Annotated in this window: 18 protein-coding genes; 12 read left to right on the forward strand and 6 right to left on the reverse strand. The window is 63.5% G+C overall.

All coding sequences use genetic code 11. From position 1 onward, the window contains the following. Positions 1 to 202 precede the first annotated feature (202 nt). A complete protein-coding gene (locus tag AB5Y54_RS12460) occupies positions 203 to 1,747 on the reverse strand; it encodes a sensor domain-containing diguanylate cyclase (protein WP_109111897.1) in 1,545 nt (514 codons plus the stop codon). Between the two features lie 290 nt (positions 1,748 to 2,037). Between AB5Y54_RS12460 and AB5Y54_RS12465 the strand changes: the two genes are divergently transcribed. Together AB5Y54_RS12465 and AB5Y54_RS12470 are read left to right on the forward strand one after the other, a co-directional pair. Beyond that, the gene (locus AB5Y54_RS12465) at positions 2,038 to 2,640 is read left to right on the forward strand and encodes a nitroreductase family protein (protein WP_109111898.1); all 603 of its coding nucleotides are present in this window, start codon (positions 2,038 to 2,040) and stop codon (positions 2,638 to 2,640) included. A gap of 105 nt (positions 2,641 to 2,745) precedes the next feature. Beyond that, positions 2,746 to 4,263: a diguanylate cyclase gene (locus AB5Y54_RS12470; protein ID WP_367142329.1), complete on the forward strand. Its 1,518-nt coding sequence runs from the start codon at positions 2,746 to 2,748 to the stop codon at positions 4,261 to 4,263. On the opposite strand, the gene AB5Y54_RS12475 is transcribed toward AB5Y54_RS12470, so the two are convergent. Beyond that, a complete protein-coding gene (locus tag AB5Y54_RS12475) occupies positions 4,227 to 4,898 on the reverse strand; it encodes an HAD-IA family hydrolase (protein ID WP_143237187.1) in 672 nt (223 codons plus the stop codon). The genes AB5Y54_RS12470 and AB5Y54_RS12475 overlap by 37 nt on opposite strands. After that, on the reverse strand, positions 4,895 to 5,119 hold the full coding sequence (locus AB5Y54_RS12480; protein ID WP_010673776.1) for a hypothetical protein: 225 nt from the start codon (positions 5,117 to 5,119) through the stop codon (positions 4,895 to 4,897). The genes AB5Y54_RS12475 and AB5Y54_RS12480 overlap by 4 nt, the downstream gene beginning before the upstream one ends. 114 nt (positions 5,120 to 5,233) lie before the next feature. Here AB5Y54_RS12480 and AB5Y54_RS12485 point away from each other — a divergent pair, with 114 nt between their 5' ends. Next, complete coding sequence (locus AB5Y54_RS12485; RefSeq protein WP_201984927.1) at positions 5,234 to 6,115, forward strand: LysR family transcriptional regulator; 882 nt, start codon at positions 5,234 to 5,236, stop codon at positions 6,113 to 6,115. A gap of 36 nt (positions 6,116 to 6,151) precedes the next feature. Here AB5Y54_RS12485 and AB5Y54_RS12490 read toward each other — a convergent pair whose 3' ends face one another. Further along, positions 6,152 to 6,727 (reverse strand): cysteine hydrolase family protein, encoded by a 576-nt coding sequence (locus tag AB5Y54_RS12490; protein ID WP_201984928.1) that lies wholly within the window; start codon positions 6,725 to 6,727, stop codon positions 6,152 to 6,154. Between the two features lie 140 nt (positions 6,728 to 6,867). Continuing rightward, positions 6,868 to 8,031 (reverse strand): FAD-dependent monooxygenase, encoded by a 1,164-nt coding sequence (locus tag AB5Y54_RS12495; protein ID WP_201984930.1) that lies wholly within the window; start codon positions 8,029 to 8,031, stop codon positions 6,868 to 6,870. Positions 8,032 to 8,255: 224 nt separating this feature from the next. Here AB5Y54_RS12495 and miaB point away from each other — a divergent pair, with 224 nt between their 5' ends. From miaB to lnt, 5 genes are all read left to right on the forward strand, one after another. Continuing rightward, complete coding sequence (gene miaB / locus AB5Y54_RS12500; protein ID WP_010673772.1) at positions 8,256 to 9,689, forward strand: tRNA (N6-isopentenyl adenosine(37)-C2)-methylthiotransferase MiaB; 1,434 nt, start codon at positions 8,256 to 8,258, stop codon at positions 9,687 to 9,689. 50 nt (positions 9,690 to 9,739) lie between these two features. Next, positions 9,740 to 10,798 carry a PhoH family protein gene (locus AB5Y54_RS12505; RefSeq protein ID WP_368153882.1) on the forward strand — a complete coding sequence of 353 codons (1,059 nt, stop codon included), beginning with the start codon at positions 9,740 to 9,742 and terminating at the stop codon, positions 10,796 to 10,798. Next, entirely contained in the window at positions 10,795 to 11,259 is a 465-nt protein-coding gene (gene ybeY / locus AB5Y54_RS12510) for an rRNA maturation RNase YbeY (RefSeq protein ID WP_042865109.1), read from the forward strand. Before AB5Y54_RS12505 ends, ybeY begins: the two co-directional genes overlap by 4 nt. A gap of 95 nt (positions 11,260 to 11,354) precedes the next feature. Next, positions 11,355 to 12,236, forward strand: coding sequence for a CNNM family magnesium/cobalt transport protein CorC (gene corC, locus AB5Y54_RS12515; protein ID WP_368153884.1), 882 nt, complete (start codon positions 11,355 to 11,357; stop codon positions 12,234 to 12,236). A gap of 180 nt (positions 12,237 to 12,416) precedes the next feature. Next, positions 12,417 to 13,946: an apolipoprotein N-acyltransferase gene (gene lnt, locus AB5Y54_RS12520; protein WP_323899745.1), complete on the forward strand. Its 1,530-nt coding sequence runs from the start codon at positions 12,417 to 12,419 to the stop codon at positions 13,944 to 13,946. 85 nt (positions 13,947 to 14,031) lie between these two features. Here the strand turns inward: lnt and AB5Y54_RS12525 are convergent, their stop codons facing one another. Beyond that, positions 14,032 to 14,520 carry a zinc ribbon-containing protein gene (locus AB5Y54_RS12525; RefSeq protein ID WP_160838694.1) on the reverse strand — a complete coding sequence of 163 codons (489 nt, stop codon included), beginning with the start codon at positions 14,518 to 14,520 and terminating at the stop codon, positions 14,032 to 14,034. A gap of 242 nt (positions 14,521 to 14,762) precedes the next feature. On the opposite strand from AB5Y54_RS12525, the gene leuS reads away from it, so the two are divergent. From leuS to nadD, 4 genes are all read left to right on the forward strand, one after another. Beyond that, a complete protein-coding gene (gene leuS / locus AB5Y54_RS12530) occupies positions 14,763 to 17,339 on the forward strand; it encodes a leucine--tRNA ligase (protein WP_039041103.1) in 2,577 nt (858 codons plus the stop codon). A gap of 112 nt (positions 17,340 to 17,451) precedes the next feature. After that, the gene (lptE, locus tag AB5Y54_RS12535; RefSeq protein WP_010673765.1) at positions 17,452 to 17,934 is read left to right on the forward strand and encodes an LPS assembly lipoprotein LptE; all 483 of its coding nucleotides are present in this window, start codon (positions 17,452 to 17,454) and stop codon (positions 17,932 to 17,934) included. Positions 17,935 to 17,961: 27 nt separating this feature from the next. Continuing rightward, the gene (gene holA, locus AB5Y54_RS12540; RefSeq protein WP_109111906.1) at positions 17,962 to 18,996 is read left to right on the forward strand and encodes a DNA polymerase III subunit delta; all 1,035 of its coding nucleotides are present in this window, start codon (positions 17,962 to 17,964) and stop codon (positions 18,994 to 18,996) included. Then, on the forward strand, positions 18,990 to 19,643 hold the full coding sequence (gene nadD, locus AB5Y54_RS12545; RefSeq protein WP_134996977.1) for a nicotinate-nucleotide adenylyltransferase: 654 nt from the start codon (positions 18,990 to 18,992) through the stop codon (positions 19,641 to 19,643). The genes holA and nadD overlap by 7 nt, the downstream gene beginning before the upstream one ends. Positions 19,644 to 19,782: the final 139 nt, after the last annotated feature.

Raw genomic sequence — 19,782 nt, forward strand, 5'->3', positions numbered from 1 at the left:
CTGCACTATACAAAGCCCCCTGACCTGCGCCACTGCCGCAAGGGGCACCTCACGGCCAGCCCTCCCTGTCTCCGGTTCGCGACACGATGCAAGAAAGCAGGCTAACCACCTGAAACCACATCAAAAAAAAAGGTCACACGAGAAATCATCCCCGTCATGACCCTTTTCTAGGCCCAAAGGCCCTTTTTTGCAGCGATCACCGTCAGACAGATACTGTCACAACCTCCCCGTCAACGGGCGACGACGCCGCCAGATGCCAGCAATCCCGCCCCTGGTGCTTGCTCTCGTACAGGCAGGCATCCGCCCGCTCGAGCAGCGTCAGGGCATCATCCGGATAGCGCGCGCCGCCGGCGCTCAGGGTGATGGCGTCGGCGAACTCCCGCCATTTCAGGGCCTTCACCCGACCGAGCAGGTGGGTCAGGCGACATTCCACCTCCGCCTGCTCCCAGGGCAGCAAGGCCGCAAATTCATCGCCCCCGATGCGGTAGACCTGCTCATCCCCCAGGATTCTCGCCATGATGGTGGCTACCCGAAACAGCACCGCATCCCCCACACCGTGTCCCCAGCTGTCGTTGACGCGCTTGAAGTTGTCCACATCGAACAGCACCAGCCAGTAGGGCCTCCCCGCCTGCTCCAGCCCCGCCCGCTGCTGATCGAAGGCTCGCCGGTTCAGGATGCCGGTGAGAGGGTCGTGGAGCAGGGCATCCTGCCCTTGCAGCAGGCTGTCTCGCACCTGTTCTATCTCTCCCAGGCTGCCGTGCACGAACCAGGTTCGCTGACGCCGCTGGATCTCCTTTCTCGCCTCATCCCGGATGAGGCCGCTGAGCGAGCCCTGCACCAGCGCCTGCTCCTGACGAAAGATCCGCACCAGAAACCACAGGCTGCACAGCCAGATGCAGAGCAATGCCAGGGCGGGCAGCACCACCATCAGCAGGGTGTCTTGCAGGTTTTCATGAAAATGGGAGGGGGGAAGATAGACGTTGAGATCCCACTCCATCCCCTCCAGAGCGTGTTGCAGATGGCGTCCTTCCCAGAACCCGTCCAGCCCAGCCGCCTGCGTCTCCCGCTCGAGACGGGGCGGCAACAGCGACAAATTGTGCCCCACCACCAGCTTGCCGCCCTTGCGCTCGGTGATGTAGAGGGCCACCGGATCCTCACCCACTGCCCGGTGCAACGCCCCCTGCAAGGCGCTGAACGACATGTCCACCATCAGCAGCCCAAGCAGTTGCCCCTCATCATCCTTGACCCGCTTGATGAGAGTCAGTACCTGCCGGGCCGAATCGAACTCCGGGTAGGGACCGAACCAGACGAGATCATCACCCTCGCCGGACAGGGTCTGGTACCAGGGCCGCGCCTGTGCCCGGTAGCCCTCCGGTTGCTGCCAGTCGGGATAGCCGTCGAGCCGATGGGTGCGCGCATTGTAGAAATAGAGGAAGTGGGCGTCGTACTTGAACTGATGGGCAATGGGCCAGATGGGATTGATGGCCGATGCCCCGGCAGCGATGGCCTGCTTGTCCAAGGACGCCTCCAGCACGCCAAGCTGGCGGCGGTTGTCCTGCGCCATGTCCTGGAACAGGGTGGCGTCGAGGGCAGCCAGCATGTGACCGTAACCCGCCACCGTCTTGTCGATGCTGCTCAGGTAGCTGGCTGCCGCCAGCAACAGGGTGGCGATCAGCACCAGCCCTCCCAGGAGAAGCGACAGCGGAGTCAGTATGTAATAGCGTTCCTTGATCAGCGCCGCCGTCATGCCACCCTCTATAAAATGTCATATTTTATGAATTTTATAGATTAAAAATCTGCAAAAGATATTGATTGAAGTCATTAACATCCACTGCTAATGATAAAAAAGATATCAAGGTGTCTCGCGGCCATATTCACATCCGTCATGTGAATATCCATAAAAAGTAGAAACAGTCATTACTCGTCGTTGACGGTTTATTGCCCGCAAGGTGTTATAGTCGATGACTCGAGAAATCGGAGCCAGATGACCTTTGTCGGCAACGCTGGCGGTGATGATTCATCAACCAAGGAGATGTTATGAGCAGTCCGTTTATCGAACAGATCAAAGCACGTCGTACCATCTATGCCCTGGGCAACCGGGTGACCCACTCCGAGGCCCAGCTGACCGCCCTCATCAAGGATGCCGTCAAGCACAGCCCCTCTTCGTTCAACTCCCAGAGTTCCCGCGCCGTCATCCTGTTCGGCGAGCAGCACCACAAGCTGTGGGACATCGTCAAGGCGGAGCTCAAGAAGATAGTGCCGCCGGAGGCCTATCCCCAGAGTGAAGCCAAGATCAACGACAGCTTCCGCGCCGGGGCTGGCACCGTGCTCTTCTTCGAAGACACCGCCGTCATCGAGGATCTTCAGCAGAAATTCGCTCTCTATGCCGACAACTTCCCCATCTGGTCCGAACATGCCACCGGGATCGCCCAGTTCGCGGTCTGGACCACCCTGGCCCAGGAGGGCATCGGCGCCTCCCTGCAACACTACAACCCGCTCATCGACGATGCGGTGCGCAAGGAGTGGGACCTGCCCGCCAGCTGGCTGCTCCGTGCCCAGATGCCTTTTGGCAGCATAGAGCAACCTGCCGGCGACAAGACCTTCATCGACGACGAGGTGCGTTTCCGGGTCTTCAAGTAAGCCTTCACGCCCCCTCCACCAGGGGGCGTTTTCTTCTCTCACACGTTCACCCTTGTCACGTGCCAGCCATACTCTGAGCAAACCCTCTCTTGTCAGGAGGTCCCCATGGGGGACATCGCACGCCAACGTACCTCATGCACATTGACGCCCTTGTCCGCTCTGTTGTGTGTCGCCGCCCTGGTACTGCTGTTCTCGCTAATCGGCATCTTCACCCGCCCCCCCAACCTGCTGGCGGCCTTCTGGCCTGCCAATGCGGTCCTGCTCGGCTGCATGGTGCGCTATCCACGCCTGGCCACCCCGGCGGGCTGGGCCGGCGGCATACTGGGCTTTTTTCTCGCCGCCCTCTTCACCGGCGAGCCCCTGTTCAAAACCATCCTGCTGACCTGCGGCAACCTGGCCGGCATCGGCGTCGGGTATCTGCTGATGCATCGGCTCGCGCCTGCCGACAAGCTCCTCAGGCGCCCCACCTCCCTCGTGCTCCTGCTGCGAAACACCCTGGCCGCCTCCCTCGCCGCCGGCGTGGTCGGCGCCATCATCAATCCCATCCTGTCTCTGGGCCCCCCGCTCTACGGGCTGGGCTTCTGGTTTGCCAGCGAGCTGGTGAACTACATGACCATACTGCCGGTGCTCCTGACACTGCCTCCCCATGACAGCGTGCCCCCCTGGCGTACCCTCCTCTACCGCACCGAGTTCTCCTGGACCGGATTGATGCCGCTGCTGAGCCTGGTGGCCTCCCTGCTGCTCACCCTGCTCATCGAGGGGCCGGGATCCATCGCCTTCCCGGTACCGGCACTGCTCTGGTGCGCCGTCACCTACTCCGTCTTCGCCACCAGCCTGCTGACCCTGGGTTACAGCACCCTGATCCTGATCGCCCTCTCAAACGGCCACCTCGTCATCAATCACGATGTCCAGACCCAGTACTGGATGTTCTCCGTCCGGATAGGGGTCATGCTGATCGCTCTCACCCCCCTGACCGCCGCCAGCATCATGGCGGCCCGCAACAGCCTGCTGCGGGAGATGAAACACCTGGCCCACCACGATCACCTGACCGGTGCGCTGAACCGGGCCGGCTTCTGGTCGGCCGCCAATGAACTGCTCCAGCACCTCACGGTGCAGCGCTACCCTGTGGCGATCTGCATGCTGGACATCGATCATTTCAAACGCATCAATGATCGTCACGGTCACGAAGAGGGGGACAACCAGTTGAGCGGCTTCGCGGCCCGAGTGCGCGACCAGCTTCGACCGGGGACCTCTTCTGTCGCCTGGGGGGAGAGGAATTCGTGGCCATCTTGCCCGGCCTCAGCGAGGAGCAGGCCATGGCGGTGGCCGAGCGGCTGCGAAAAATCGTCGCGCAGCCAGGGGAAGAAAATGGAGCCGAGCCCGCCGTCTGCATCACGGTCAGCATCGGTATCGCCTCCCAGAGAGAGGGCCCCTTCAATCTGGACGAGCTGCTCTCTCGCGCCGATCAGGCGCTCTATCTGGCCAAGCACAATGGCCGCAACCGGGTGGAACGCTACTCGCCTGAGCAGGCTTCCCCCAGCGTCGGGCAATCTTGCGGCACCTGAATGGCGTGGCTCTTGTCGTCATCATCCGGCCTCTGCCGGCTGCGGGGCGGGCAGATGAAGATGGAGCCCGTCCGATGCCACCTCGATCTCGATCCCGCGCCAGTCCCGCAGCCAGCCCTTGAGCCTGTCGTCATACCGCCTTGTTCCCCCCATCTGCACCACCTGGCAACCCGCCTGCAGGGCGCTGGCGATGCCCGCTGGCGCATCCTCGAACACCAGGCAATCGGCCGGAGCCAGTCCCAACCGGCTGGCAGCCAGCAAATAAGGCTCGGGATCCGGCTTGCCCCGTACCACATCCCCGGCGCACACCAGGAGACGGGGCAGCGGCAATCCGGCGTGCAGCAGCCGGTGCTCTGCCACCCTCCGGCTTGCGGAGGTCACCAGCGCCCAGTGCGTCGGCGGCAGCTGTTCGAGCAGTCGCCGGGCACCGTCCAGGGGCATCGGCGCCGCAGCGTATTCCATCTCCAGATCGTCGAGCAGGGCCACCTCCACCGCCATGTCCAGCTGGGGAGCCAGGGCCCCTATCACCTCCCGTGAGCGCACGCCGTGACACATGGCGAGCACGGGAGCGGGATCCAGCCCATGGTGCTGACACCAGCGCCGCCACACGACTTCCACGTCGCCGGTGGAGTGGACCAAGGTCCCGTCCATGTCCAGCAGCAGGGCCGCTGCCCTCACGCGCACCGCGCTCACAGGGCTCTCCCCGCCAGCGCATCGGCGAAGACCTGCCGCTGGGCAGCGGCCTCGTAACAGGCGAGCGCCTGCTCCGCATTGCTGGCCCACACCGGCAAGGGGGCGACGACGAACCCCTGCTGCAACAGGCTGGTCAGCAGCTCCCCGGTCTCCGGTGCGGCCAGCGGCTGAGCCATCACCAGGCTCCCCTTGATCAAGAACAGATAGCGTTCGCTCGACATGACATGACTCCTTGTGGCTGAACAGCGGGCAAGCAGGCCCGTTTCGAGACCATTAGAACAAGGAGATTAGATAATTTATAATCAATAAATCGCCACATTGGATAACCAAATGGAATGAGATTCGACCTGAGACAATTGCAGGCCTTCGTCATGCTGGCCGAGAGTGCCAACTACCGGGAGGCGGCCAGCCGGCTTTTTGTGACGCAACCGGCCCTGACCAAGCAGATCCAGGGACTGGAGCAGGCCCTCGGCAGCACCCTGTTCAACCGGGGCCGCCACGGGGCCGAGCTGACCGCCATCGGCCTCCAGTTGCTGCCCCAGGCCAGGGCTCTGGTGGATCACGGCAAGGGATTCGAGCGGCATGCCCTGGCGCTGGCAAGCGGTGCCGCCGGACGCCTCAACATCGGGTTCGGGCTCTCCAGCTTCGCACTGGCCCCCTCCCTGGTGGCCCGTTTCAAGCAGCAGGCCCCCGACGTGCTGGTTCACCTGCGGGACACCACGTCCGCCATCCAGCAGGAGCACTTGCTGGCGGGTCGGCTGCAACTGGGCTTCATGCGACGGCCTGATGCGCCACAACTGAGGGAACACAGGTTGCTGACGGACAGACTGGTGCTGGCCGTCCCCACCCAGGTGGCAGGGCCGGACTTCGACCTGGAGCGGGCGCTGATCCGCGATCCCTTGCTGCAGATGGTGGGCCATCGCTGCCCGGGTCTCAGCCAGCAGATCGCCCGCTTCCTCGGCGCCAACCGGCTGACCGGTCTCATTCAGGAGGCGGAAGACATCCAGACCCTGGTGGCCCTGGTGGCCGCCGGTATCGGCAACGCCATCCTGCCGCGCAGCGTGGGGTTCATCGCGGGCAAAGATGTTACCCTCTACCACCTCTCCGGCCCCTGGTCGGAATGGGAAATCAGCCTGGTGTGGAACCCGGAATTTGCCGATCCCATCCGGGATCGTTTCCTCGCCATGGTGAGAGAAACGCACCCCGAGCCCGCATGAGGTGCATGAGATGCCTGCAGGAGAGGATGGCCGGGCTCAGTCCCGCTCCGCCAGCTCCGCGACCTTGATGATCTCGGCAATGCGACCGAGCATGCGCAGGGAAGCCTGGTGTTCTGCGGCATCCGCCGCCGCGCAGGCATCCTCCAGGATGGTGATGGCGTAGTCCCGATCGTGGCCATCTCGCACCGCCCCCTGAATGGCCCAGCTGGTGCTCACGCCGCACACATAGATATGCTCAATGCGATTGGCCCGTAGCGCAGGCTCCAGCGCCGTGCCGTAGAAGGGGCTGACTCTGGGTTTGGTCAGCACCAGATCCCCGGGTTGCACATCGAGCTCCGGGTGAAAGTCGGTGCCGCTGTCGGCCAGGGAGAGGGCCCCGAACTGCCGGGCACGGCCAAACATGGGGGAGCCCTTGGGTTGCAGCAGATAGCCCTCGTCAAACCCCACCTTGATGAGCACCACCAGCCAGCCGTGAGCGCGGGCATGAGCGAGCGCCTGGTTGGCGTGCGCAATGGCGTCCTGCTCGATCACCTGGGCCGCCGAGGCGGCGATGCGCCCGTCCGGGTGGGCGATGTCGTTGATGAAATCGATCACCAGCAATGCCTTGTTCATGGTGTGCTCCCCCCTTGCCTGAGGCCGTTTTGCCCCTGCGCCGCCCGGATCACTCCTCGCGGCCATATAAAAAACCGGCTGGCACCATCACACGGATTGATATGCCACCCGATTGGCACCTGGCAGTGCCACGCACTGCCTCATACCAGCCCAAGCGCATAGCGTAGCGCCATCTCCTTGAGGGGGCCCGCCTTGTCCGCCAGATTCAGCGCCAGGTTGCGGGCAAGCCTGAGGGGGCCTATCTCGTTGCTGAAGACCCCGTAGAAGAGATCCATCCCCGACTGCATCAGCAGGTTGTCAGGGCGGCGTCGCCCCTCGTAACGCCCGGCCAGCGCCAGCTCGTGCCACTGTGCCCCCGCCTTGCCGAGCAACCCGGTCCAGCAGGCCACGTCCTTGAAACCGAGGTTGACCCCCTGCCCCGCCAGCGGGTTGATGGTGTGGGCCGCATCCCCGAGCAGCACCACTCGCCCGGCGTGATAGTCGTTGGCGTGGCGGCGCACCAGGGGGAAGCTCCCCTTGGCCGTCACGGTGAAACCGCCAAGGCGGCTCGGGAAGTGGCGGCGCACCTCGACGGCCAGGGTCTCGTTGCTCATGGCGGCCAGCGCCCGGATGCGGGCCGGGCTGTCATACCAGACCAGGGAGCCATGGCGGCCCGGCAGCGGCAGGAAGGCGCGCGGGCCGCTCGGGGTGAACTGCTGCCAGGTGATGTCTTCCTGGGCAAAATCGGTGTCGATGTTGATCAGCATGCAGTGCTGGCGGTACTCGAAACGCGACACCCCGATGCCGGCCAATCGCCGGGTGTGGGATTCGGCACCGTCGCAGGCCAGCACCCAGCGCGCCTGCAGCTCGGTGCCGTCATCCAGGGTCAGCACGGCGTCATCCGCACCCTGGCGCAGACTCGTCACCGCCGCCGGGGTATGGGTCTGGATGGTCGGGAAATCCTCCATCCTTTTCAGGAGCGCGAGCTGGATCAGCCGGTTCTCGATGATGTAGCCGAGCTGGGGCAGCCCGAGATCCACCGCGTCGAAGCGGGTAGCGAAGCCGTCCAGCTCCCAGGTCTCCAGCCGGCGATAGGGGCACAGCCGCATCTGCTGCAGATATTGCCAGGCACCGGCCCGGGTCAGCAGCGCCACCGAGGCCTGACTGATGGCGGAAACCCGCAGATCCAGCGGCTGCTCGGGGGCATAGGGCTCGGGCAACCGGGTCTCGATGACCCGCACCGAGAGCCCCTCTGCCGCCAGCAGGCAGGCGGTGGCGGCACCCACCATGCCGGCGCCGACGATGGCAATATCACACTGTTCCATAACTTGATTCCTGCAAGGAGTCCCCGCGATAAGGGGCAAGGGCCGAACCGAATGGGGCATGATAACGCAAGGAGGCGGCAGAAACAGTGAGGGGGATGCGCAATTGCCGACGACAAGCCGGCCCTGATGGCGACGGGCGGCCCCAGACTGGTCAGCACCGGGATTGCGGAGTAAAATGGCCGGTCCTTTGACCCTGCCGATTTCAAAACCAGTCACGAGAAGCAATGAGCAAGAAACTTCATATCAAGACCTGGGGCTGCCAGATGAACGAGTACGACTCGTCCAAGATGGCGGACCTGCTGGATGCCAGCAATGGCTACACGCTTACCGAGGAGCCGGAAGAGGCAGATGTGCTGCTGCTCAACACCTGTTCCATCCGCGAGAAGGCCCAGGAGAAGGTGTTCCACCAGCTCGGTCGCTGGAAGAAGCTCAAGGCGAAAAAACCGGGGCTGGTGATCGGGGTGGGCGGCTGCGTCGCCTCCCAGGAAGGGGAGAACCTGCGCAGCCGGGCGCCCTATGTGGACATCGTCTTCGGACCCCAGACCCTGCACCGCCTGCCGACCATGATCAAGCAGGTGCAGGAGGGGCGCGGTGCCCAGGTGGACATCGCCTTCCCCGAGATCGAGAAGTTCGACAACCTGCCCGAACCCCGTGCCGAGGGGGCGACCGCCTTCGTTTCCATCATGGAAGGCTGCTCCAAGTACTGCTCCTTCTGCGTGGTGCCCTACACCCGTGGCGAGGAGGTGAGCCGACCGCTGGATGACGTGCTCTATGAAATCGCCCAGCTCGCCCAGCAAGGGGTGCGCGAAGTGAACCTGCTCGGCCAGAACGTCAACGCCTACCGGGGGCCGACCTTCGACGGGGAGGTCTGCACCTTCGCCGAGCTGCTGCGCCTGGTGGCTGCCATCGACGGCATCGACCGCATTCGCTACACCACCAGCCACCCGGTCGAGTTCACCGACGACATCATCGAGGTCTATCGTGATACCCCCGAGGTGGTCAGCTTCCTGCACTTGCCCATCCAGAGCGGCTCGGATCGCATCCTGACCATGATGAAGCGCCCGCACACCGTGCTGGAGTACAAGTCCAAGATCCGCCGCCTGCGCGCCGTGCGTCCCGACATCACCATGAGCTCCGACTTCATCGTCGGCTTCCCGAACGAGACGGACGAAGACTTCGAGGCCACCATGAAACTCATCGAGGAGATCAACTTCGACATGAGCTTCAGCTTCATCTACAGCCCGCGCCCCGGCACCCCGGCCGCGGACCTGCCGGACGACGTCGACATGGAAGTGAAGAAGGCCCGCCTGACCCGACTGCAAAACCGCATCAATCACCAGTCCATGCTCATCGGCCGCGCCATGCTGGGCTCGGTGCAGCGCATCCTGGTGGAGGGGCCCTCCAAGATGGATCCCATGCAGCTCAGTGGCCGTACCGAGAACAACCGGGTGGTCAACTTCGAGGGGCCGCACCGCCTCATCGGCGGCTTCGCCGACGTGGAAATCACCGACGTACGCCCCTACTCCCTGCGCGGCCGCTTCATCCGCGGCGAGGACGAAATGAACCTGCGCATCGCCACAGCCCCGAGCGAGATCCTCGCCCGTCGTCCTGACAACGTGCCCGATGATCTGGGCGTTGCGGCCTTCAGACCCCATTGATGACTCTCTCCCCCGCCCCGTGGCGGGGGAACAACCGATAAGAGGACACCTTGAGCCGACACATCTCCACCCTGAATCTGCATCTGGAACCCGCCGACAACCAGCGCCTCGCCAGCCTGTGCGGACCCTTTGACGACAACCTCAAGCAGCTGGAGCGCCGTCTCGGCATCGAGATAAGCTACCGGGACAACCACTTCCAAGTGATCGGCAAGCAGGCCCAGGTGGAGGCGGCTGCCGTCATCCTCAAACACCTCTATGTGGAAACCCAACCCCTCAAGGGGAGCAAGGTGAGCGACATCCCCCCCGAGATGGTGCACCTGGCGGTGCAGGAGTCCCGCGTGCTGGAGCAGGACGACGAACCCGCCCCTTCCCTGCCCTACGGCAAGGAGGTCACGGTCAAGACCAAGCGCGGTCTCATCAAGCCCCGCAGCCCGAACCAGGCCCAGTACATCGCCAATATCGTGCGCCACGACATCAGCTTCGGCATCGGGCCCGCCGGGACCGGCAAGACCTATCTCGCCGTGGCCGCCGCCGTGGATGCCCTGGAGCGCCAGGAGATCCGCCGCATCCTGCTGACCCGCCCGGCGGTGGAAGCCGGTGAGAAGCTCGGCTTCCTGCCCGGCGATCTTTCCCAGAAGGTGGACCCCTACCTGCGCCCCCTCTACGACGCCCTGTTCGAGATGCTGGGCTTCGAGCGGGTGGAGAAGCTGATGGAGCGCAACGTCATCGAGGTGGCGCCGCTCGCCTACATGCGCGGCCGCACCCTCAACGACGCCTTCATCATCCTGGACGAGGCCCAAAACACCACCACGGAACAGATGAAGATGTTCCTGACCCGCATCGGCTTCAACTCCAAGGCGGTGGTGACCGGCGACATCACCCAGGTGGACTTGCCCCGCAGCACCAAATCCGGTCTGCGCCACGCCCTGGAGGTGTTGCAGGGGGTCGATGGCCTCTCCTTCAACTTCTTCGAGTCCAAGGACGTGGTGCGCCATCCCGTGGTGGCCCGCATCGTGCAGGCCTACGAGGCATTCGATGCCCAGCAGGCGGCCGAGAAGAGCGCAGCCACTCCCCGCAACGAGAACACCAGCAAAGAGAGTGCCCAATGAGCGTGACCCTGGATCTGCAACTGGCCTGCGCCAGCCCGGACGGCCTGCCGAGCGAGGCCCAACTGCAAGGCTGGCTCGACGGCACCATTCTGGGCTTCCAGCCCGAGGCCGAGGTGACGGTGCGCCTGGTGGACGAGGCGGAGAGCCGCGAGCTCAACCACACCTATCGCGGCAAGGACAAGCCCACCAACGTGCTCTCCTTCCCCTTCGAGGCGCCACCGGGTCTCGAGCTGCCCCTGCTCGGGGATCTGGTGATCTGCCGCCAGGTGGTCGAGGCCGAAGCCGTCGAACAGGGCAAGCCCCTGATGGCCCACTGGGCTCACATGGTTGTGCATGGCAGTCTGCATCTGCTAGGTTATGACCATATCGAGGACGAGGAAGCCGAGGAGATGGAGCAGCTCGAGCGCGACATCATGCAGGAACTGGGCTTCGCCGATCCTTATCTGAACGACGAAGAGTAACGAACCGGATGGTCATCGTCTTGAAACAGCCGATGCCCATCCTCATATAGCCACAACGATTTCAAGTGTGTTCATACGAGTAACCAAGAGAGAAAATGACCGACGATCACCCTAGTACCGGCTCGCCGAAGAAAACCTGGCTCGACAAACTCAGCCAACTCTTCCAGGGCGAGCCAAAAGACCGCAACGATCTGGTAGAGGTCATCGCCGATGCCGAAGAGCGGGACCTCATCGATCAGGACACCAAGGACATGATCGAGGGCGTGCTCGAAATTGCCGAGCTGCGCGTGCGTGACATCATGATCCCCCGCTCCCAGATGGTGACCATCGAGAAGTCCCAGCCGGTGGACGAGTTCCTGCCAGTCATCATCGAATCCGGCCACTCCCGCTTCCCGGTGATCAACGAAGACAAGGATCACGTGGAGGGCATCTTGCTCGCCAAGGATCTGCTGCCGTTCGGTTTTGGCGGCCAGCATGCCAGCGAACCGCTCCAGCTGGAGAAGATCCTGCGTCCCACGGTGATCGTGCCGGAGAGCAAGCGGGTCGATCGCCTGCTCAAGGAGTTCCGGGAAGAGCGCTACCACATGGCCATCGTGGTGGACGAATTTGGCGGTGTCTCTGGTCTCGTGACCATCGAGGACATTCTGGAGCTCATCGTCGGCGAGATTGACGACGAGTTCGACGACATCGAGGACGAGCCGGAAGAGATCCGCCGCATCAGCAAGCGGGTCTTCTCGGTGAGCGCGCTGACCGAGATCGAGGACTTCAACGACTTCTTCGACACCCAGTTCAGCGATGAAGAGGTGGACACCGTCGGCGGTCTGGTGATGCACGCCTTCAGCCACCTGCCCAAGAAGGGTGAAGAGATCGAACTCGACGGCTACCTGTTCAAGGTGATGCACGCCGATCGCCGTCGCCTGCAACAGTTGCAGGTGAAGATCCCCGAGCATCATGCGGCGGCGCAGCCGGAGTCCTGATCCCGCCCAGCCCCACGCACATCCCGCGCCCCTCTCGTCAGGGGCGCTTTTTTTGCCTCCCTCCCGCCGCGCTACCGCCACTTGGCCCACGCCGACCGCGAGGCTCGCCGTTGACCCGGTTTGCGGTTAAGATGTCGGCCATTGTGTTTCCATTCAGTCCAATTCGAGCCCCGATCCCCCGTGAAATCGAAACTCCTGACCAGCCTGTTTGCCATTGCCAGCGGCGCCATCGCCGTGCTGGCCTTCTCCCCTTTCGGCTACTGGCCCCTGGTGATCCCCTCCCTGCTCGGCCTTTACGCCCTGCTGGACAAGGCCACCCCCAAACAGGCAGCCTGGCGCGGCTTCGGCTACGCCATGGGTCTGTTCCTGCCCGGGCAGTGGTGGATCCACGTCAGCATGACGGAGTTTGGCGGCATTCCGCTGCCAGCCGCCTTCGTGCTGCTGGCCGGGCTCTGCGCCTATCTCTCCCTCTACCCGACCCTGGCCTGCTGGCTCTTCGCCCGCTTCTTTGCCGGCCGCCACTGGAGCCGCTGGCTGCTCGCCTTCCCGGCGCTCTGGCTGATGGCCGACTGGCTGCGGGGCTGGGTGATGACCGGCTACCCCTGGCTCTGGTTCGGCTATACCCAGATAGACGGCCCCCTCAAGGGCTTCGCTCCCCTTCTCGGGGTGCAGGGCATCACCCTCGCCCTGCTGCTCACCGCCTCCGCCCTCTGGCTGGTATGGCAACACCGCAAGCCGGCCTGGCTGCTGCTCCCCGTCGCCCTGGTGGGCGCCGCACAGGGGCTGATGCAGCTCAACTGGGTGACCCGGGGTGAGCCGGTCAAGGTCGCGCTGGTGCAGGGCAATATCGAGCAGTCCCTCAAGTGGGATCCGGAGGCCCTGGTGCCGACCGTGCGCAAGTATCAGGATCTCAGCCGCGAGAACCAGGATGCCGACATCATCGTCTGGCCGGAGTCCGCCATCCCGGCCATCGAGAAGGAGATGGGTACCTATCTGGAGAGCCTGGACAAGGCGATGAAGGTGAACGACACCGGCCTGCTGGCGGGGATCATCCATTACGATCTGAAACAGCAGCGCTTCTTCAATACCGTGCTCGGCATGGGGGTGCAGGATGCAGAAGGCAAGGAGTCCTACTACTACGAGCACAAGAACCGCTACTACAAGTACCACCTGCTGCCCATCGGCGAGTTCGTACCCTTTGAAGATCTGCTGCGTCCCATCGCCCCCTTCTTCAACCTGCCCATGTCCTCCTTCAGCCGGGGTGACGAGGTGCAGCCGAACCTGATCGCCAAGGGGTTCAAGTTTGCCGCCGCCATCTGTTACGAGATCATCTTCCCGGACGAGGTGCGCCGCAACGTGCAGCCGGATACCGACTTTCTGCTGACCGTCTCCAACGACGCCTGGTTCGGCACCAGCATCGGCCCCTGGCAGCACATGGAGATCGCCCGCATGCGCGCCCTGGAGCTGGCCCGCCCGCTGCTGCGCGACACCAACACTGGCATCACCATCGTCACCGAGATAGACGGCAGCATCATCGCCCAGATCCCGCAGTTCGAGGCTGGAGTATTGCGTGCCGAGGTACGCCCCGCCCACGGCATGACCCCCTATCTGCGTTTTGGCAGCTGGCCAATGTATGGCCTGGCCGCCGCCCTGCTGGGGCTGGCCCTGTGGCTGCGCCCCCGTGCCCACCCCTGGGCACGCAAGGGCTAAGACCACACAACGCCGATAAACAAGAGAGGCGCCCTTGGGCGCCTCTTTTTATGGTTTGGCTTATGGCTTGGCACAGTCTGGCGGCTCAAGGAGACAGCGGCTCGCGATGATATTCATCGGCCCCGCACTCCGGGCAGGTGGCAAGCTGCTCCGGGTGCAGCACGGTATGGCGCCACTCGCAGTGATCGCACACCAGCACCCCGAGTCCCACCCAGTCCCCCGCCCGGTAGACCCCCTTGTGCTCCAGCTCGTCCGCCAACTCCTGCCACTCCACCTGGGTACGGTCGGTCACGTCCGCCAGCCAGGACCAGGCGGTGTCCTTGAGCGCCAGCATGAAGGCGGACTCCTCCACCTGCTCATCCTTGCGCCCTTCGTCATAGTTGCCCAGATCCCGCTTCACATACTCGGCGATCAGCGCCAGCTCGTCCTGGGTCAGATCCCCGGCCGCCTCCAGATAGGCCTGCACCTTGGCGATCATCCGGTTGAGGCGCTCTCCCTGAAACGCTTCCGTCTCTTCCCACTGCTTCTTGAGCTGGGCGATAAAGGCTTCATACCCTTGTCGACGTTTGTCCATGGCCATCACTCCTCTGCTGAATCCCGATCGAGCCAGACCCTGACCTCGGGCTCGGCGGATACGGGCGGCGGTTGCCATTCTCACTTCGTTGCGACTCTTGCGGCTCTGCAAATCCTCGCGGGTACCGGACCTGGCCCGAGACCGGGCGGATGCTGGCGGTTGTTGCCGCCGCAGGATATGGGTATTCTATCGGGATTTCCCAGCCGTTTTATCTATTCATTTCACAGATCCGGATGTCACCAATGCAAGAGCAATACGTTCCCCAATCCATAGAACCAGCAGTGCAGAAGCACTGGGATGCCAAGAAAACCTTCAAGGCGGTGGAGAAAGTAGACAAGGAAAAGTTCTACTGCCTCTCCATGTTCCCCTATCCGTCTGGTCGTCTACACATGGGGCACGTTCGCAACTACACCATAGGTGATGTGATCTCCCGTTATCAACGGCTCAATGGCAAGAACGTGCTGCAACCCATCGGTTGGGACGCCTTCGGCCTGCCGGCAGAAAACGCCGCCATCAAGAACAACACGGCGCCGGCCCCCTGGACCTACGAAAACATCGAATACATGAAGAACCAGCTGAAGATGCTGGGTCTGGGCTATGACTGGGATCGGGAGCTGGCCACCTGCAAGCCGGACTACTACCGCTGGGAGCAGTGGTTCTTCACCAAGCTCTACGAAAAGGGCCTGGTCTACAAGAAGACCTCTTCCGTCAACTGGTGCCCGAACGACATGACGGTGCTGGCCAACGAGCAGGTAGTGGACAACTGCTGCTGGCGCTGTGACACCCCGGTGGAACAAAAAGAGATCCCTCAGTGGTTCATCAAGATCACCGACTACGCCGAAGAGCTGTTGAACGACATCGACAATCTGGAAGGCTGGCCGGAGATGGTCAAGACCATGCAGCGCAACTGGATTGGCCGCTCCGAAGGGGTCAACATCAGCTTCAATATCGACGGTCAGGCCGAGCACCTCGAGGTCTACACCACCCGTCCGGACACCTTCATGGGTGTGACCTATGTGGGCATCGCCGCCGGTCACCCGCTGGCGCTGCAAGCAGCCCAGAACAATCCGGAGCTGGCCGCCTTCATCGAAGAGTGCAAGAACACCAAGGTAGCCGAAGCTGAACTGGCCACCATGGAGAAGAAGGGCATGGCAACCGGCCTCTACGCCATTCACCCGCTGGATGGCCGCAAGGTGCCCGTCTGGGTCGCCAACTTCGTGCTGATGAACTACGGCACCGGCGCCGTGATGGCGGTACCGGGTCACGACCTGCGTGACCACGAATTCGCCACCAAGTACGGCCTCGAGATCAAGCCTGTCATCAAGCCGGTTGATGGTGACGTCGACGTGAGCGAAGCGGCTTATACCGAGAAGGGCGTGCTGTTCAACTCCGGCGAGTTCGACGGCCTCGACTTCCAGGGTGCCTTCGATGCCATCGCCAACAAGCTGGAAGGGCTCGGCAAGGGCAAGCGCACCGTCAACTACCGTCTGCGCGACTGGGGTGTCTCCCGTCAGCGCTACTGGGGCGCTCCCATCCCCATGCTGACCCTGGCGGACGGTACCGTGGTGCCGACCCCGGAAGATCAGCTTCCGGTACTGCTGCCGGAAGACGTGGTGATGGATGGCATCCAGAGCCCGATCAAGGCCGACGCAGAATGGGCCAAGACCACCTACAACGGCCAGGAAGCGTTCCGCGAGACCGATACCTTCGACACCTTCATGGAGTCCTCCTGGTACTACGCCCGCTACTGCTCCCCGGACTACGACAAGGGCATGCTGGATCCGGCGGCTGCCAACCACTGGCTGCCGGTGGATCAATACATCGGCGGCATCGAGCACGCCTGTATGCACCTGCTCTACGCCCGCTTCTTCCACAAGCTGCTGCGTGATGCGGGCCTCGTGAACAGCGACGAGCCGTTCAAGCGCCTGCTCTGCCAGGGCATGGTGCTGGCCGACGCCTTCTACTACAAGGATGAGAAGGGCGGCAACGTCTGGGTCAGCCCCCTCGACGTCAAGGTGGAACGTGACGACAAGGGCCGCATCACCAAGGCGGTCGACCTTGAGGGTCGTGAAGTGATCCACTCCGGCATGACCAAGATGTCCAAGTCCAAGAACAACGGCATCGACCCGCAGTTGATGGTGGAGCGTTACGGCGCCGATACCGTCCGTCTGTTCATGATGTTTGCCTCCCCGGCCGAGATGACCCTGGAGTGGTCCGACTCCGGCGTAGAGGGTGCCCAGCGCTTCCTGCGTCGCCTGTGGCGCATCACCTTCGAGCACGTATCCGGTGGCGCCGTTGCCGCACTGGACGTCGCCGCCCTCACCAGCGACCAGAAAGCCGTGCGCCGCGAGCTGCACAAGACCATCGCCAAGGTGAGCGACGACGTGGGTCGCCGTCAGACTTTCAACACCGCCATCGCTGCCATCATGGAGCTGATGAACAACCTGGCAAAACTGGGCAGCGACGCTCAGGATCGCGCCCTGATGCAGGAAGCGCTGGAAGCGGTCGTGGTCATGCTCTACCCCATCACCCCGCACATCGGCTTCGAGCTGTGGAAGATGCTGGGCAAGGAAGGGGACATCGATGTCGCGGCCTGGCCGGTGGCCGACGAAGCGGCCATGGTCGAGACCGAGAAGCTGGTGGTGGTGCAGATCAACGGCAAGATGCGCGGCAAGCTGACCGTGCCGGCCGAGATAAGCCAGGCCGACGTCGAGAAGCTGGCCATGGCCGATGCGTCCGTACAGAAGTTCACCGACGGTCTGACCGTGCGCAAAGTCGTGTACGTGCCGGGCAAACTGCTCAACATCGTGGCCAACTGATGACGCCTCCCCTGGCGGCGGCCGACGGTCTGGGCCAGGGGCTGACGACACACGGATGATGACGGCGGGCCCTGCGCCCGCCGCTCTTCCCTTCATGCAAAGAGGATTTTTTATGGGCACCATCTTCACGCGCTGGATGGCCATCGTGCTGGCAGGACTGTTGCTGCAGGCCTGCGGTTTTCAGATGCGGGGCACCGCCATTCCCCCCGAACTGATGACCATGAAAGTGGTCGGTGACAACAAGAGCGACTTCTACCGACTGGTCACCACCCGCCTCAAGGCCGCTGGCGTGCAGCTCGCCGACAAGGAGGGCATCCCGGTGCTGACCCTGGCCGGGGTACGTAGCCGCAGCCAGGTCGCCTCCGTCGACTCCATCGGCCAGGACCGCGAATACCTGCTGAGTTACAGCACCCAGTTCACCGTGGTCATGCCGGGCAAACCGACCCAGGTCTTCCCCATCACCTTCAACCGCAGCTTCCTGAACAAGCCGGATGCGGCACTCGCCTCCTCCCGCGAGCAGGAACAGCTCGGCAAGGAGATGCAGGAGCAGGCCGCCAACCTGGTTATTCGCCAGCTCAGTCAGGTCAAGTTCTGATGCGCGTATCTTGATGAGAGGGTGTTGATGAGAGTCTATCCCGAGCAGTTTGCGGATCATCTCAAGGCAGGGCTCAAGCCCTGCTATCTCATTTTTGGGGACGAGCCCCTGCTCAAACTGGAAGCTGTCGACGCCGTGCGTCAGGTGGCACGCAAACAGGGCTTCGATGAACGCCACAGCTTCGTGGTGGAACAGGGGCTGGACTGGAACCAGGTCTACGATGCCTGCCAGGCCATGAGCCTGTTCTCGGCCCGCCAGATCATCGAGCTGGTGCTGCCCGCCAAGATCGACAAGGATCTCGCCGCCCGCATCAGCGACATTGGCAAGCAGCTCCACCCCGACCTGCTGCTGGTGCTCTCGGGCCCCCGCCTCAACCAGACCCAGATGAAGGCGGCCTGGTTCGACAAGCTGAGCCAGAGCGGCACCTATGTGCCGGTCAACCACCCCGAACCCCGCTTCTTCCCGCGCTGGATGAGCGCCCGCTTTCAGCGCTTCGGCCTCAAGGCACTGCCGGATGCGGTCAACTTCATGTGCCACGCCTACGAGGGCAACCTGCTGGCCGCGAGCCAGGAGATCGAGAAGCTGACCCTGCTCTCCCCGCCCCAGCCCATCAGCGTCGCCTATCTGCAGGAGACCATCATCCGCCACGCCCACTTCACCCCCTTCCAGCTCGTCGATACCCTGCTGGAAGGAAAGGTGAACCGGGCCCAGCGCATCCTGCTGGCCCTGCGCGCCGAGGGCACCGAACCCGGCATGCTGGCCTGGACCCTGTGCCGCGAACTGGAGCAGCTCACCGAGCTGGCGCTGGCCGCCCGCGCCGGACAGCCCCTGGTGGAGCATTTCAGCCGCCTGCGCATCTGGCAGAGCCGCCAGCAGCTCATCCAGCAGGCGCTGACCCGGCTTCCCTTCCCCAAGATCCGGCAACTCTGGCAACTGATGGCCCAGCTGGACCATGCCCAGCGCCATTTCGACACCGAACAGGCCTGGCTGATGCTGCAAACCATCGCCCTCGGCTTTCGTGACGGAACCCCGCTCCCCCTGCTGGAGACGGAATCATGCTGACACCGCCCATCGGGATCCTCGGCGGCACCTTCGATCCCATTCACATCGGCCACCTGAGACCCGCCATCGAGGCCCGGGAGGCCCTGGGTCTGGCCGAGGTGCGCCTGCTCCCGAACCATATCCCGCCCCACCGGGCCAATCCGCTCTGCTCCAGCGAGCAGCGGCTCGCCATGGTCCGGCTCGCTGCGGCGGACAACCCGGGATTCGTAGTGGATGAGCGGGAGCTCAGGCGCGACACCCCCTCCTGGACCATCGACACCCTTGTCGAGTTGAGGAGCGAGCTGCCGGACACCCCGCTCTGCTTTTTGATGGGGATGGATTCCCTGCTCGGCCTGCCGGGCTGGCACCGCTGGCAGGAGCTGCTCGATTACGCCCACCTGGTGGTGAGCTGCCGCCCAGGCTGGCAACCGGATTATCCCGTCCAGGTGGCCGAGCTGCTGGCCCGCCACCAGACCCGGGACATTCGGGCTCTCCATCGCCAGCGCCACGGTCATGTCTGGCTTTGTGACAATCTGCCCGTCGAGCTGTCGGCCACACGGCTGCGTGCCCTGCTCGCGGCAGGCCAGGATCCCAAATACCTGCTGCCCAACCCGGTTGCCGACTATATCCGGCGCCACGGGCTCTACCGCTCATCGGCAACGCAGTAAACGGCGTCACGCAGGCGGGTCAGCCGACACGTCCGGGCGCACCGGGCCCGGCCCTGACTATTGCCAGGCCGGGTTGCACACTATAGTGATCGTCAAGGGGCCCCTCCCCCACGGGACGGCTCCCCGGGCGATGCTCCCT

Source organism: Aeromonas sp. s9 (assembly GCF_040907765.1).
In the GTDB taxonomy this organism is placed as follows: Bacteria; Pseudomonadota; Gammaproteobacteria; order Enterobacterales; family Aeromonadaceae; genus Aeromonas; species Aeromonas caviae.

What these genes read in the sequence shown, in the direction of transcription:
- AB5Y54_RS12460 (WP_109111897.1), bottom strand. Translation starts at nt 1,747, where the DNA reads ATGACGGCGGCGCTGATCAAGGAACGCTATTACATACTGACTCCGCTG.
- AB5Y54_RS12465 (WP_109111898.1), top strand. Translation starts at nt 2,038, where the DNA reads ATGAGCAGTCCGTTTATCGAACAGATCAAAGCACGTCGTACCATCTAT.
- miaB (WP_010673772.1), top strand. Translation starts at nt 8,256, where the DNA reads ATGAGCAAGAAACTTCATATCAAGACCTGGGGCTGCCAGATGAACGAG.
- AB5Y54_RS12485 (WP_201984927.1), top strand. Translation starts at nt 5,234, where the DNA reads ATGAGATTCGACCTGAGACAATTGCAGGCCTTCGTCATGCTGGCCGAG.
- leuS (WP_039041103.1), top strand. Translation starts at nt 14,763, where the DNA reads ATGCAAGAGCAATACGTTCCCCAATCCATAGAACCAGCAGTGCAGAAG.
- AB5Y54_RS12495 (WP_201984930.1), bottom strand. Translation starts at nt 8,031, where the DNA reads ATGGAACAGTGTGATATTGCCATCGTCGGCGCCGGCATGGTGGGTGCC.
- ybeY (WP_042865109.1), top strand. Translation starts at nt 10,795, where the DNA reads ATGAGCGTGACCCTGGATCTGCAACTGGCCTGCGCCAGCCCGGACGGC.
- AB5Y54_RS12480 (WP_010673776.1), bottom strand. Translation starts at nt 5,119, where the DNA reads ATGTCGAGCGAACGCTATCTGTTCTTGATCAAGGGGAGCCTGGTGATG.
- holA (WP_109111906.1), top strand. Translation starts at nt 17,962, where the DNA reads ATGAGAGTCTATCCCGAGCAGTTTGCGGATCATCTCAAGGCAGGGCTC.
- AB5Y54_RS12490 (WP_201984928.1), bottom strand. Translation starts at nt 6,727, where the DNA reads ATGAACAAGGCATTGCTGGTGATCGATTTCATCAACGACATCGCCCAC.
- nadD (WP_134996977.1), top strand. Translation starts at nt 18,990, where the DNA reads ATGCTGACACCGCCCATCGGGATCCTCGGCGGCACCTTCGATCCCATT.
- AB5Y54_RS12470 (WP_367142329.1), top strand. Translation starts at nt 2,746, where the DNA reads ATGGGGGACATCGCACGCCAACGTACCTCATGCACATTGACGCCCTTG.
- corC (WP_368153884.1), top strand. Translation starts at nt 11,355, where the DNA reads ATGACCGACGATCACCCTAGTACCGGCTCGCCGAAGAAAACCTGGCTC.
- lptE (WP_010673765.1), top strand. Translation starts at nt 17,452, where the DNA reads ATGGGCACCATCTTCACGCGCTGGATGGCCATCGTGCTGGCAGGACTG.
- AB5Y54_RS12525 (WP_160838694.1), bottom strand. Translation starts at nt 14,520, where the DNA reads ATGGACAAACGTCGACAAGGGTATGAAGCCTTTATCGCCCAGCTCAAG.